11 protein-coding genes and 1 pseudogene are annotated in these 13,800 nt (G+C 58.0%); 4 read left to right on the forward strand and 8 right to left on the reverse strand.

The features are described 5' to 3' along the window. Positions 1-11 precede the first annotated feature (11 nt). Positions 12-779 carry a 30S ribosomal protein S2 gene (rpsB, locus tag DES29_RS09570; RefSeq protein ID WP_113854808.1) on the reverse strand — a complete coding sequence of 256 codons (768 nt, stop codon included), beginning with the start codon at positions 777-779 and terminating at the stop codon, positions 12-14. Positions 780-1,025: 246 nt separating this feature from the next. Beyond that, entirely contained in the window at positions 1,026-1,439 is a 414-nt protein-coding gene (locus DES29_RS09575) for a YgiW/YdeI family stress tolerance OB fold protein (protein ID WP_005429689.1), read from the reverse strand. A 365-nt stretch (positions 1,440-1,804) separates the two neighbouring features. Here DES29_RS09575 and map point away from each other — a divergent pair, with 365 nt between their 5' ends. Beyond that, on the forward strand, positions 1,805-2,632 hold the full coding sequence (map, locus tag DES29_RS09580; RefSeq protein WP_016474757.1) for a type I methionyl aminopeptidase: 828 nt from the start codon (positions 1,805-1,807) through the stop codon (positions 2,630-2,632). A 126-nt stretch (positions 2,633-2,758) separates the two neighbouring features. After that, positions 2,759-5,350 (forward strand): [protein-PII] uridylyltransferase, encoded by a 2,592-nt coding sequence (locus tag DES29_RS09585; RefSeq protein ID WP_113854809.1) that lies wholly within the window; start codon positions 2,759-2,761, stop codon positions 5,348-5,350. A gap of 102 nt (positions 5,351-5,452) precedes the next feature. On the opposite strand, the gene DES29_RS09590 is transcribed toward DES29_RS09585, so the two are convergent. From DES29_RS09590 to argH, 3 genes are all read right to left on the reverse strand, one after another. Further along, on the reverse strand, positions 5,453-6,784 hold the full coding sequence (locus tag DES29_RS09590) for an anaerobic C4-dicarboxylate transporter family protein (protein ID WP_236578903.1): 1,332 nt from the start codon (positions 6,782-6,784) through the stop codon (positions 5,453-5,455). A gap of 149 nt (positions 6,785-6,933) precedes the next feature. After that, on the reverse strand, positions 6,934-8,277 hold the full coding sequence (locus DES29_RS09595) for an anaerobic C4-dicarboxylate transporter family protein (protein ID WP_113854810.1): 1,344 nt from the start codon (positions 8,275-8,277) through the stop codon (positions 6,934-6,936). Positions 8,278-8,449: 172 nt separating this feature from the next. Continuing rightward, a complete protein-coding gene (gene argH, locus DES29_RS09600; RefSeq protein WP_005429684.1) occupies positions 8,450-9,859 on the reverse strand; it encodes an argininosuccinate lyase in 1,410 nt (469 codons plus the stop codon). A 227-nt stretch (positions 9,860-10,086) separates the two neighbouring features. On the opposite strand from argH, the gene DES29_RS09605 reads away from it, so the two are divergent. Next, entirely contained in the window at positions 10,087-11,508 is a 1,422-nt protein-coding gene (locus tag DES29_RS09605) for an MmgE/PrpD family protein (RefSeq protein ID WP_021995614.1), read from the forward strand. Between the two features lie 78 nt (positions 11,509-11,586). Here DES29_RS09605 and DES29_RS09610 read toward each other — a convergent pair whose 3' ends face one another. The 3 genes and pseudogenes from DES29_RS09610 to tnpA form a co-directional block, all read right to left on the reverse strand. Continuing rightward, entirely contained in the window at positions 11,587-12,297 is a 711-nt protein-coding gene (locus tag DES29_RS09610) for a FadR/GntR family transcriptional regulator (RefSeq protein ID WP_016474764.1), read from the reverse strand. A gap of 339 nt (positions 12,298-12,636) precedes the next feature. Continuing rightward, positions 12,637-12,765, reverse strand: a pseudogene (locus DES29_RS09615) (type II toxin-antitoxin system RelE/ParE family toxin); the annotation flags it as partial. 268 nt (positions 12,766-13,033) lie between these two features. Next, positions 13,034-13,441 (reverse strand): IS200/IS605 family transposase, encoded by a 408-nt coding sequence (gene tnpA / locus DES29_RS09620; protein WP_021994606.1) that lies wholly within the window; start codon positions 13,439-13,441, stop codon positions 13,034-13,036. On the opposite strand from tnpA, the gene DES29_RS09625 reads away from it, so the two are divergent. Beyond that, positions 13,388-13,800 (forward strand): helix-turn-helix domain-containing protein (locus DES29_RS09625; RefSeq protein ID WP_249031205.1); only part of this gene is annotated, 413 nt, incomplete at its 3' end. The genes tnpA and DES29_RS09625 overlap by 54 nt on opposite strands.

Consider the following 13,800-nt stretch of genomic DNA (forward strand, 5'->3'; position numbering starts at 1 on the left):
TCGCGGCGGAATTATTCCGCGGCAGGGGCTTCGGCCGGAGCGGCCTCAACAACCTCGACGAACTCTTCGTCAGCGGCCTTTTCGCCTTCGGCGGCGACGGCGCTGTCAGCGCGGCCGGCGATCACGGCGTCGGCAATGCCGGCGGCGTAGATCTGGACGGCCTTCGAGGCGTCGTCGTTGCCCGGGATGACGTAGTCGATGCCGTCGGGGGAGCCGTTCGTATCGACAACACCGATCACGGGAATGCCGAGCTTGTTGGCTTCCTGAACGGCGATCTTGTGGTAGCCCACGTCAACGATGAAGAGGGCGTCGGGAAGACCATTGAGATCCTTGATGCCGCCGATCGACTTGTTGAGCTTTTCAACGTGACGCTGGAAGTCAAGCGCTTCCTTCTTCGTGAGCTTGGCGGCGGTGCCGTCTTCGAGCTGCTCTTCCATGTCCTTGAGGCGCTTGATCGTGCCGCGAACCGTCTTGAAGTTCGTGAGCGTGCCGCCCAGCCAGCGCTGGTCAACCCAGCAGCAGCCGGCGCGCTGCGCTTCCTGAGCAACGATTTCACGTCCGCCGCGCTTCGTGTCAACGAAGAGGATGCGGCCGCCCTGGCTCGCGAGCTGACGAGCGAACTTAACCGCTTCGTCGAACATCACGACGGTCTTTTCAAGATTGATGATATGAATCTTGTTGCGGGAGCCGAAGATGTACTGGGCCATCTTCGGGTTCCAGAAACGAGTCTGATGGCCGAAGTGGCAACCCGCTTCGAGCATTTCACGCATGCTGACCATTTGAATTTTCTCCAAGGTTTGTCAGTCTGACACGACCTGCAGGAACCGCTTCTTCTAGTGATGAATGAACGGCACCTCGGGCGCAGGCCGCGCGCAATGTACATACCCGGGCCGACCAAGGCTTCCGGGCGCTTATGGAAATGTTCCGGCCCGAAGCAGATCACCTCGAGCCGAATCAAGCGCGCAATTTTACGGGCGCAGTTACAGGAATTCAAGCCGTTTATCGACTTTTTTCATTCCGAGCCTTTATTCCAAGGGCTTGGCGCTCTTCACATCGAGCTTGGTGCTGTTCCAATCACGGTCAACCTTGGCGCGGATCTCCATGAGCTTGCCGCGATGAACCATTGACCAGTTGCGGTCGTGATCGAGTTCGGCGGTAATGACGCCGCCCGCCTCGTCCTGGAACTCATACTTGTCACTCTTGATGTGGCTCGTAAAGCGTCCGCGAAGGATGACGTACTCATCATCAGCGCCGTTCTTGATCACATTCTCAACCGTGGTCGGCGTCGTGGGACCGAAGCCCTGCGGGGCCTTATCCTGCGAAGTCTGCGCAGCGGCGGGAGCATCAAAACCCTGGGGCGCGGCGCCCGAGGCGGCCTGTGCGGCGAGCGGGAGAGCAGCAGCAAGCGATAGTGCGAAGAGAGCAGTACGGATATTCATGGTGAAACCTCTCTATGAACAATATGTGTCGCAGGAGTGTTCGAGCCGCCGGGGAAAAAGCAGCTGCAAACATTTTTCCTATCTGGTTGAGCTTTAGTTTAGAAAGCCTCAATTAGGATGTGCTGAGGCATAGATGAGCTGCTCCTTAGTTTTGCCGAAAAAAATCTCAAGCGCAGTAAAATCGCGAACATTGACGCTGCGGCGGCAGGCTTTAGTCTCCTGCGGCAGCGCTGATCAACATAAATCATTAAGCGTCCGCCTCTCTCAGATAAAGAGCCGCGGACTGCCGACACATTCATTTTCTCCGCAGCCCATACGGCAGCTTCAATCGTTTGCCGCCTGATGCCGGAGTTTGCTTTCCAATCATGTCCATTTCCATTAAAACGCCCGAAGACATTGCCGGTCTGCGGATTGCCGGCCGCCTTGCCGCCGAACTTCTCGACTACCTCACGCCTTTCGTCAAACCCGGCGTTTCCACGGGCGAACTCGATCGTCTTGCTTACGACTACACCGTCAACGTTCAGGGCTGCATTCCCGCTTGTCTCGGCTACTGCCCTCCGGGCATGACGCCCTACCCCGCCACCTCCTGCATTTCGATCAATCACGTGGTTTGCCACGGGATCCCGAGCGACAAAAAGATTCTCAAGGCGGGCGACATTGTCAACATCGACGTCACCAGCATCAAGAACGGCTACCACGGCGACACTTCGCGCATGTTCGTGGTCGGCAAACCCACCATCGCCGGCAAGCGTCTGGTTGATCTGGCCTTCGGCACCATGTGGGCCGGCATCGACGCCGTCCGTCCGGGCGGGTGCTTCAATGACATCGGCCGTGCCTGCCAGGCTTACGCCGACGCCAACGGCATCTCAGTTGTGCGCGACTACGGCGGTCACGGCATCGGCAAGGGCTTCCATGAAGAACCCCACGTCAACCATTTCCCCGTCAACCATCCGACGCCCAAGTTTGAACCGGGCATGGTCTTCACGGTTGAACCCATGGTGAACGCCGGCCGCTACGGCGTCACGATGCTCAATGACGGCTGGACGGTTGTCACCAAGGATCACTCGCTTTCCGCACAGTGGGAGCATATGGTGCTGGTGACTGAAACGGGCTACGACGTGCTTACGGTGAGCAAAGGCACGCTGCCGCCTCCAGCCTTTGTGAAGGGCTGGCATCTCCCGGAAAACCTCTAAACGAACTCAGCGGTCTGCCGCATTCCGCCAGATCCTGATCAAGGCGGCTCGTCAGCGCATGAAGCGCGGCGGCCGCCTTTTTCTTATCCTTTAGGCATCCAACCGCTTCTCACCGATCCTGCCCTTATGCCCTACGAACTGCCTTCCGATGCTGTTGCCGGCGTCGTGCGCACTTTTCAAGCCGCCCGAGAGCGTCTTGCCCAAGCGTGGCGCGAGCATCGCTCCACGGACGACTATCTGAGGAGTCACTCCGCCCTGCTCGACGCTGCGGTGAAGTCTCTTGCGGAACTCGCTGAGCTGCCGACAGACCGTTTAGCCATCGAAGCAGTGGGCGGATTCGGACGACGAGAGCTCTTTCCCTATTCCGATATTGATCTGCTGGTGCTCCTTGAAGATGAAGCTGGCGAAGATCCGATACTCGCAGAACATCTCTCGGCCTTTCTTTCCGCTCTGTGGGAGCTCGGACTCACGGTGGGCGCAGCGGTCCGAACCCGCACCGAATTCACTGTCGAAGCCGGCAAAGACGTCTCCATTGCCACAACCTATCTCGAATCGCGGCTCCTGCTTGGCAGCGCCCGCCTGTATTACGACGCCAAAGACGACTTCTTCGCGGCGCTCGACGCCCGAGCGTTCTTTCGCGACAAAATGCTCGAACTGAAGCGCCGGCATCAGAAATTCGACGATACGCCCTATGCGCTCGAACCCAATTTGAAGGAATCTCCGGGCGGCCTTCGCGATCTGCAGGTCTTTCTCTGGTGCGCTCGAGCCGCCGGTTTAGCCGACAGCGTGGAGGCGATGCACCGCGCGGATCTCATTACCGAGCGCGAAATGCACACCATCCGGCAGTGCTACGAATTCCTGAAAACGATCCGCATCGAACTTCATCTGCTTGCCAAACGCGATGAAGACCGGCTTCTCTTCGATGTTCAGGAGGAATTAGCGAGCCGCCTCGGCTACCGGGCAACCGGGCTCATGCGGGCCTCCGAAGCGCTGATGAAGCGCTACTACTGGCACGCCAAATCCGTCGTGCAGATGTCGATTATTCAGCTGCAGACCATTTCCGACCGCCTGTTCGGCGGCTCATCAAGAGCCACGCCGCTGCGGCTTGAATCCGCCTTTCTGGCTCGCGGCGACGAAATGGACATTGTGGCCGAGAATATCTACGAAACGGATCCCAATGCCATTTTGCGCACCTTTCTGGTGTTTGCTACGCACCCCGAACTCACGCGGTTTTCAACGCGGCTCCTTCGCGCGCTTTGGCATGCTGCTCCTGAAATCGGCCCCGCCTACCGCGACAACCTGCGAAACCAAACAACCTTTCTCGAGATTCTGAAGCTCGAAAAAGGCGCGGATGACGCCCTCGTGATGATGAATGCCTGGGCCATTCTCGGGCGCATGCTGCCGGCCTGGCGTCACGTGGTCGGACAGATGCAGCACGACCTTTATCACATCTATACGGTCGACCAACATTCGCTGCTCGTGGTCAAAAACCTCTGCCGCCTGCGCCGCAGCGAGCACGCTCATGAATATCCGCTCTGCACCGAGCTCATGACGGCGCTGCCGAATTCGTGGCGGCTGATCGTCGCGGGCCTTTTCCATGACATCGGCAAGGGATTGGGCGGCGGTCATGAAGTGATCGGCGCAGAAAAGTCGGATGCATTCTGCAAGCGTTTCGGGCTTTCCGAGCCCGACCGAGAATTCATCCACTTTCTCGTGCTCAAACACCTCGTCATGAGCCGAGTGGCGCAAAAGGAAGATATTTCGGACCCGAGTGTGGTTGAACGCTTCGTTGAACTCGTCGGCACCAAAGAGCGCCTCGATGCCCTTTACCTCCTCACCACCGCCGACATTCGGGCAACCTCCCCCAAGGTCTGGACGCCCTGGAAAGCCGGTCTCTTGGAGACCCTCTACAAGTCGGCCGTTGAGCGGCTCAACGGCTCCGAAGCCGAGAAGTCCGTCACGAGCATTATCGACGACCGCCGTGCGCGGGCTGCGGCCCTCGTGCACGGCGTCACGGACGCTACGCGCGAAAAGTTCTGGAAAGAACTCAACCTCGTCTACTTCATGCGCCATTCGGCCGAAGAAATCGCCTGGCATGCCGAGATGCTCGCCGAACGTGCGGACAGCCCCGATCCCGTCGTCAGAGTCAAACGCGGCACGGCCGAAGGCAGCCTCATCGTGCTGCTCTATCTGCCCGACACGAAGGGACTTTTCCTGCGGGCAGTCGCCTTTCTCGGCAAATCGGGCCTCTCCGTGGTCGATGCGCGCATTCACACTACCTCTCACGGCTGGGCGCTCGACACCTTTGTGGCTAACGACGCCTTCGGGAAGTTCGCTTCGAGCGACAGTCTGAGAAAGCTCGAACGGGACTTCGCTGCCGCCCTGACCAACGGGAAGCCCTTGCCGCCGGCGCCGAAATGTCGGCTTTCCCGCCGTTCGCGGCACTTTCCCACCCGTCCTTCGGTGCAAATTCAGCCCGACGAATCCGGCCAAGCTTTCATCCTCAATATCGTCGCCACCGACCGTTTGGGACTGCTTTATGCCATCTCCAAAGTCCTTGCCAAGTACGGCGTGAATCTGCAGACCGCCAAGCTCGCTACGCTCGGCGAACGCGCCGAAGACGTCTTTCTCATTGACGGTGAAGCGCTGCACGACGACGCCACGCTGCTCCAACTGGAAGCGGAGTTAATCGAAGCCCTCCTGCCCAAGTCGAACTAAGGCAATCCATCAGCGCCCTCGCAAAATAGGAAAAGGTCCGCCGCCCGATTGAGCACGTCGGGCGCGGACCTTTCAAAAAAAACGGAAGACGCGTGTTCTGCTTTAGAAGACGATCTTCGAGATGCACCAGCCGATCAGCGTGCCGCTTACGACGAAGACGACGCCTGGACGCAGATAAGAGTGGTTGATGACCAGTGTGCCGAGGCGAGTGGTCCCCGTACGGTCAAAGGCCGTACAGCCGATCTGCGCCCCTCCCGGAATGAGGAAGTCGCCGTAGCAGCAGGCCCATGTGCCGATCAGGAATTCCGGCGGGAGTCCAAACTTCAGCCCCAGCGGCATCATGATCGTCGTCGATACTGTCGGCGAAAAGATCACGCTCGAAGCGAGGAATGCAGCAACGCAGAAAACGAAAGGAGCGCTCTGAGCAATGCCCGAGAAGACATCAGCGAGCAGCTTCGTGTGCAGATCAAAGAACGTCCCCGTACACCAGGCAATACCGAAGACGCCGACAACGCCGATCAGACCCGAGCGGAAGACCGAACCGGAAGCAAACTTTTCTGGCGGCACGCGGCAAAGCATGATGATGAAGAAAGCCGTAGCCAGCATCACCATCTGAATGAGCGACGGGATCGAAAGCTGTGAAACCTTGCCGGCGGCTTCCCATGCCGGGCGAAGACCCGGAATGGAACCCACGCAGATCGAAACAAGGATGCCGATGAGGAAAATGGCCACTGCCCGGCGGGCGAAGGGCTTCTCTTCGAACTTCTTTTCGCCTTCGGTTACCCCAGCGAGCCACTGGTAGTCACCGTTGGCCAGACGACGCTTGAATTCAGGATCATCCTCGAGTTCAGCGCCGCGCCAGAAAACGGAAAGTGCCGTCACACAGATCGTAAGGAGGAAGGTTGGGACGGTCACCGCCAGAATCTGCCAGAAGGCCACGCCTTGGGTCGCCATGATGCCCACCATAGCGGCCATGGCCGCGGACATGGGCGAAGCCATCACGCCGATGCCCGCGCAGATCACTGAGGCCGACACAGCACGTTCAGGACGAACCTTGGCCGAGGCAGCCACTTCGGCCACCACCGGATAGACGGCGAAGGCCACATAGGCCGTTCCCACCAGCATCACGAAAAAGGAGCAGACGAAGGGGCCGGCGAACGTAATGGCTCGCGGCCACTTGCGAAGGAGCTTCTCGGCCCATCGCACCAGCAGATCCAGACCGCCCGAACCCTGCAGAACAGACGTGCAGGCAATCACTGCCGTAATAATGAGCAGGACGCTGGTCGGAGGAGACCCCGGCTGAATGCCCATGCCCAAAACAAGAATACAGACGCCGAGACCGCCTGCTGCGCCGAGGCCGACGCCGCCCAAGCGGCCGCCTACGGCCACACAGACAAGCACGACGGCCAGCTGAAGCCAAATAGAGAGATCCATTTCCATGATGCTTTTGATAATTGGTGGTATTTGTGCGAGCTAAAGGTGCCGGAAACTGCCTCTGCGGCAGGCTTTCGGCACCTTTAGCGGCGGTAATTTTAGAAGATCTCAATGGGGAAGAACTAGTCCTACCACCGCTTTTGCAGTACCTAGAGCATGCAGTAGATGGCATAGCCGGCAGCCACGCCCGTGATCACATGCACGCATCCCGGCAGGAGATAGGAGTGGTTGAGCACCCAGCTGCCCAAATGCGTCGTGCCCGTACGGTCGAACGAACAGCAGCCGATCTGTGCGCCGCCCGGAATGAGGAAATCTCCGCACGTTGCCGGATAAAGCGCCACCAAAAGGAGCGGCGGGATGCCGATGGCTGCGCCGAGCGGCATGAGCGCCACCACGGTTGCCGACGGGCTGAGAATCACCGCTGAGAAGAAAAAGAGCACAAGTCCGAAGAGGAGCGGCGTCGATTCAGCCATGGTCTTAAAGAGCGACACAAACTGGTCGTGATAGCCGTCAAAGAACGTCCCTGTCAGCCAGGAGATGCCGAAAACACCTACAACGCCGATGAGGCCGGCGCGGAAAACCGAGCCGTCGGCGAATTTGTGCGGCGGAATCTTACAGGCCACGATGATGAAGAGGCCGCAGGCGAGCATCACCATCTGAATAAGCGACGGGATCGGCAGCGTGCTGGTGCGGCCGTCAGGCGTCGTCCATGTCGGCAAAAGCCCTTTGAAAAAGCCCAGGAGCAGCACAACCGCCACACCCATCGCGAAAATGGCGACCGAGAGACGCACCTTATTGAGGCCCGATGATTTCGCATTTTTGTCGTCCGTGCGCGAGAGAACTAGATCCTCAAAGTCGCCCTCGGCAACGCGGCGCTTGAATTCGGGATCATCTTCGAGCTCCGTGCCGCGCCAATAAACCGAAAGGCAGGTTGCAGCAGTGGCAATGATGAAGGCCGGCACCGAAATCATCAGGATGTCAAGAAGCGACACGTTGTAGGGCGAAAGCGACGCCACCAGCGCTGCAGTTGCGGCGCTCATCGGCGAAGCCACCACGGCAATGCCCGCAGAGATAACCGAAGCCGCAATCGGACGCTCGGGACGCACGCGGGCCTGAGTGGCCACTTCTGCCACCACCGGGTAGACCGCAAAAGCCACGTAGGCCGTCCCCACAAAGATCACGAAGAAGGAACAGACAAAAGGCGCGACGAACGTAATGGCTTTGGGCCACCGCCGCAGCATCCGCTCGGCAATCTTCACCATCCAGTCCAGACCGCCGGCCCCCTGCAGAATCGATGTGCAGGCGATGACGGCCACAATAATGAGAATGGTTGAAACGGGCGGAGAACTCGGCTTGAGGCCGAAGAAAAGCACCAGAATGCAGACGCCGAGGCCGCCGGCGGCGCCGAGACCAACGCCGCCGTATCGGCCGCCGAGGCCGATGCAGAAGGCAACAGTGAAAAGCTGCAGCCAAAAATTAAGATCGGTTTCCATGATGTATCTCCAGACTTTTCGAGACGAAAAAGTCCTGCCGGGCTGCAGCATCTGCAGCCCAGATCAATGCTGAAAGCTCAAAGAAAGACGGGTGCGGCCGACGACGCTGTGAGGAAGACGTACGACCGCACCCAAGAGGGAGGGAATGGAGCCGCCCAAAAGGCGGGGCTCATTAAGCCTGGAGGGCTTTGGCTTCCTCAGAGAGAACCTTATCGGCGTGTTCGAGCTGCTCACGGACGCGTTCGGGCGCCGTGCCGCCGAATGACCGGCGTGCTTTCACACAGGTTTCGAGCGAGATTTCCTCACGGATATCCTCCTCAATCTTGTCGGAGAACTGACGGTATTCGTCCATAGTGAAGTCGTCGAGGCGCTTGTTGTGCTTGATGGCGTAGTTCACCATCGACCCCACGATGTGGTGCGCTTCACGGAAGGGGATGCCTTTCTTGGCGAGGTAGTCAGCAAGGTCCGTCGCATTGGCATAGCCCATGTCCGCTGCGCGGCGCGTCCGCTCTGCGTTCACTTTCATCTTGGCGATCATCGGCGTCACGATGGCGAGACTGTCGAGCAGCGTGTCGATCGAATCAAAAACCTGTTCCTTGTCTTCGGACAAGTCTGTGTTGTAGGCGAGCGGAATGCCCTTCATGATGGTGAGCATCGCCATGAGATTGCCGTACATGCGGCCGGTCTTGCCGCGAATCTTTTCGGCAATGTCCGGATTCTTCTTCTGCGGCATGATGGAGGAACCCGTGCAGAAGTCGTCGGAGAGTTCAATAAATTTGAATTCCTGCGACGAGAATGTGACGAGCTCTTCGCACAGGCGGCTCAGGTGCATGTAGCACATTGCCGCTGCGGCATTGAATTCGACCATGTGGTCACGATCGGAAACGCTGTCGATCGAATTTTCGGTCGGCCCATCAAAGCCGAGCGCTTTGGCCGTAAAGTCGCGGTCAATCGGGAAATCCGTGCCGGCGAGCGCCGCAGATCCCAAGGGACAGCGTCCCATGCGCTTATAGAGGTCGCCAAAACGCGTGAAATCGCGCTCAAGCATCCAGAAGAACGCCATCATCCAGTGTGCGAAGAGAATCGGTTGGCCCGTCTGCATGTGCGTGAAGCCCGGCATGATCACATCGGCATTGGCGCGCGCCACCGCGACACACTCTGCCTGCAGTCCGCGGATGGCCTCCTGGACCTCGCGGATCACATGACGCAGATACATCTTCGTAGAGGTCGTCGTCTGGTCATTGCGGCTGCGGCCGGTGTGGAGCCGCCCGCCCGCTGGTCCGACGATTTCGGTCATGCGCTTTTCAATCGCCATATGGATGTCTTCGTCCTTGACGGTGAAGACAAACTTGCCCGAGCGGATTTCTTCGGCAACTTGGTCAAGCCCTCGGCAGATGGCCTGCGCATCCGCTTCGGAAATAATGCCCTGACGCGCAAGCATCGCGGCATGCGTTTGCGAATCCTTGATGTCAAACGGGCACACACGCTGCTCGAACGGAATCGTCGCATTGAACTTTTCAACCAGTTCGTTGGCCGGCAGGTCAAAACGACCGCTGCGGCTCTTGCTCTCTTGGCTGCTCATGAATCTCTCTCCATTTTGGTGGTGGTTTCATTGATGTCGTCATCGACAACATCATCGTCATGAGCGACATTTTCTATATATTGTCGACAATATAAAAGATAATGTTGTCATAATATTGATGAGGCTCAAAGCTGACTGTCTCGCCTTTACGCTGCTCAGAGAGCAACAAAGGGCTTCATTTCGGCTTAGGATTCAATTCACAGCTCGCACCATCCAAAGGAACCACCATGAGTCAGGAAAAACTCATTCCCGCTGATCAAACCAAATGCGCCGAATTGGCGCGCTTCGTCGTTCGTACCACCTTTGACGATCTTCCTGAAGCCATCGCGCAAAAGGCCGTCCGCCACATCCTCGATTCCATCGGAGCCGGCACGGCCGGCGCCATTGCACCGGAAACGACGATCCTCACGCAGACGCTTCATGCCGCTGGGGAAGGCAGCGGCGCCGCTCCGCTTTGGGGACGCGGCGAAAAAATGACCCCGCTCAATGCCGCCCTCGTCAACGGCACTGCCTCTCATGCTTTTGAACTTGACGACACAGGCGGATGTGACCATTCCGGCGCAGTGGTTGTACCGGCAGCCGTCGCTGCACTCGAACTTGCCGGGCGCCCTGTTTCCGGCAAAGAATTCATTACCGCCGTGGTGCTCGGCTACGACATCGCCCGCAGAGCGCTCGAAGCCTGCGGCGCTTACGAACCCCACAACGGTGCGGGTTTTCATTCCACGGGTACCTGCGGCCCCTTCGGGGCAGCTGCGGCCGCGGCCAAGATTCTCGGACTGAATGCGCTCCAGACGCGTCACGCGCTCGGCATTGCCAGCGCCTACTCAGGCGGCCTCTGGGCCTGCGTTCATGACGGCGCTCAGAATAAGCGCCTGCATGCGGGCCATGCCGCTCAGGGCGGTCTCATGAGCGCGCTGCTGGCTCGTCAGGGCTTCACGGGGCCGGCTCAAACCTTCGAAGAGGTCTGGGGCGGCTTCAACCACTCCTACGCTCCGACGTCATCGGATCCGGACGCCTGGCTGCGTGACTTAGGCAAAAACTGGAAACTCGCCCGAGTGTCCATCAAGCCGCACGCCTCCTGCCGCTCGACCCATTCTTCGATCGATGCCGTCGACAATCTCATGGCCAAATATGGCTTCAAGGCTGACGAGATTGCTGAAATTCTCATCATCATCAACCCGTTCGTCTACGGCATGTGCGGAGGCACGGCCATTCATCCGATGAATGCCGCGCAGCTCTCGATCCCCTACAGCGTGGCCGCCGATCTGGTTTTCGGCTCGGCCAGTCTTGCCTCCTTCACGCGCGAAAAGCGTGAAGATCCCTGCATTGCTGAAACGATGGCGAAGATCCGATTCGAAGTCGACAAGCGTCAAAAGGACGACGACGAACCGATCGTTCAAGTCACCTTGAAGGACGGGCGAGCGTTTGAAACGCGCGTTCCCATGCCGCTTGGCAGTCCTGTTAATCCCGTCACGGACGAGGCACTCCTTAAAAAGTTCCGCTCGGTGGTCGGCATGGTGCTCTCGCCCGCAGATGTCGACGCACTGGCCGAACGCCTGCTGAGCCTTATTGAGGTGACCGATGTCCGCGCTGAAGTGGCGGAAATTTTGGGACGCACGCCTGCGCACAGGGAAGTGTTCCGCGCCTAACGTGCGCCATTAAAAGCTCTCGGCCGGCAGATAGCCATTCGCCGGCCGATGGGCCGCACCGCGGCAAAACGCGCGGCTCTATGCTTTTTTATCCATCGAGCCTGCCGCTGCTTCGCCGCGCCTCAGGTCGTCAGCGGCACCGGCTACTTCCAGCTGAATCACGGTATTGAGCGCCTCGCAGGCCTCGTCCATGCTGCCCTGTTTAATGGCGTCCAGAAGACGCCGGTCTCCGGTAATTAAATCCGAAAGATAATCCGACGGCAGGCTTTCCCCTGTTTCCCGCAAAAGCCGCAGGCATTCCGTAAGCAGTGACTCGGCAAAGACCTGCAGCACGCGGTTGCCGCAGCCCGAAATCAATTCGAGGCGAAAAGACTGGTGAATTTCAATCACCGCGGCGCCCGAGATCATCACGCGTTCGAGCTGACCGACCTTCTCCGTCAGGCGGCCGGCCGTCATCGGCGTGAGTCGTTTGACGGCGAGCTCGAGCACGGCATGTTCGATGAGCATGCGGGCTTCAAGATCTTCCATAGCGTTGAAGCCGCTCACAGTCAGCTGAGAGCCGATGTTTTTGGAAAGCTTCTCGGGCTCAGGATCAAGCACGGTGAGTCCGCGTTTCTGCGCACGGTGGATGATCCCCATCCGCGTGAGAATGTCGAGCACCCGACGCACGCGGTAGCGGGAAACGTTGAACCGTTCGGCGAGCTTCATTTCCGTATCCATCTTGCCGCCTTCCTGTGCCTGATGGATCAGGTGGTTGTGAATGTCGCGAAAGAGGCTTTCCTCGTCCATGAAGCGTCCAGAAGGAATGTCGGCCGCAGCACTAGCCGCTTATTGACAGACCGATAAAAAGAAGGGGCAAGCGTTCCGTTGTCGCCAGCATCGTTAGTTAAGCATGAAAACTTATCGCGCCAGCACATGCCCGTCAAGCGCAGCTGATCCCGGATGCACGCACCGTACCTGATTTTGCAGCATCCGAGTCCCTCGAATCATACGTTTTTAGAATGACGATGCAAGGCCATGTTAGGCCGATATATCAAGCTCAAGCCTCATAATGCAGCCGACAGCTAAAGGCTGAAAGAACACAATCTAAAAAATTGCTTAACCAATAACCTACAAGCTACAAAGAAATTAAAACCAGAGAGGCATAACTGTAGGGGTCAAGATTTGTCCGCTCAGAGGGCAACTTACCTGACCGTTGACAAGCGTATTGATGCGACGAACTACTTTTTTGTTCTTCTGCTGCCATTGCAAATAATCTTCCCAACCCTTGGAATACCCTAACCAGCAACATGGTTAAAAATCCAAAAGCTGATGTTGTTCAATGTTTTTCCCGGCCTTGGCTTCGGCGATGGCGCGCTCCAAATACCGAAGATTTGCTTCATTAAAAAAAAGGATCGATCGTAGGACGGAACGGCAGCCCTTTGTCAACCGTTAACTGGTGAAGAAACAGCCTTACCAAAACGAGCCGTAAAGCCCCGTCATTCATGACGGGGATATAAGGCGACGCGCGCAAGTGCAAACGGACTCAATCAGGCCGATTCTGGCTTTCGATATAGGCCTTGAGCTTTTCGAGCGGGGCTCCACCGCAGCTCGCCGCGAAGTAGGACGGCGACCACAGCTTCCCCTTGCAGCAGGAAGTTTCAAGTTCGGGGAACCTGTTCCTTAATATCCGGCTCGTCACGCCCTTAAGGCTGTTGACGAGGGAGGATATGGACACCTTCGGCGGGTAGCTCACCAAGAGGTGAACATGATTGCGCTCTCCGTTGAACTCCCGCAGACTGGCCCCGAAATCGCCGCACACCTTCTCGGCGGACGCCCTTATGGTCATCAGGTGCTCATCCGTGAAGATGGAGCGGCGGTATTTCGTCAGAAAGACCAAATGAACATTGAGTGCGAAAATACAGTGTCTTCCACGTCGCAGATCCGGTGTCATGATGCAAACCAAAGTAAAATAAAGCACATGATCCGACATAAATCCTTCATTTTCAAGCTCAAGCCCGATGGCGCGACTCGCCGCAGTCTTGCCAAAGCCTGCGGCTGCGTGCGCTTCGTCTACAACAAGGGGCTGGACTGGAATAAGGAGCAGCGTGAAAAGGATCAGACTTTCAGGGTGAGCTATCCGAAACTCTGCGCCCTTCTGCCGGAATGGAAGGAGAAGTTCCCTTGGCTCGGCGAGTGCCACAGTCAGGTGCTTCAACAGGGCATGAAGGACCTCATGACGGCAATGGTCAACTTCTTTGAGGGACGCTCCCAGTTCCCGCGCTTCCACAAGAAGTTCAAGGATGAAGACTC

Source organism: Sutterella wadsworthensis (genome assembly GCF_003315195.1).
GTDB lineage: Bacteria > Pseudomonadota > Gammaproteobacteria > Burkholderiales > Burkholderiaceae_F > Sutterella > Sutterella wadsworthensis.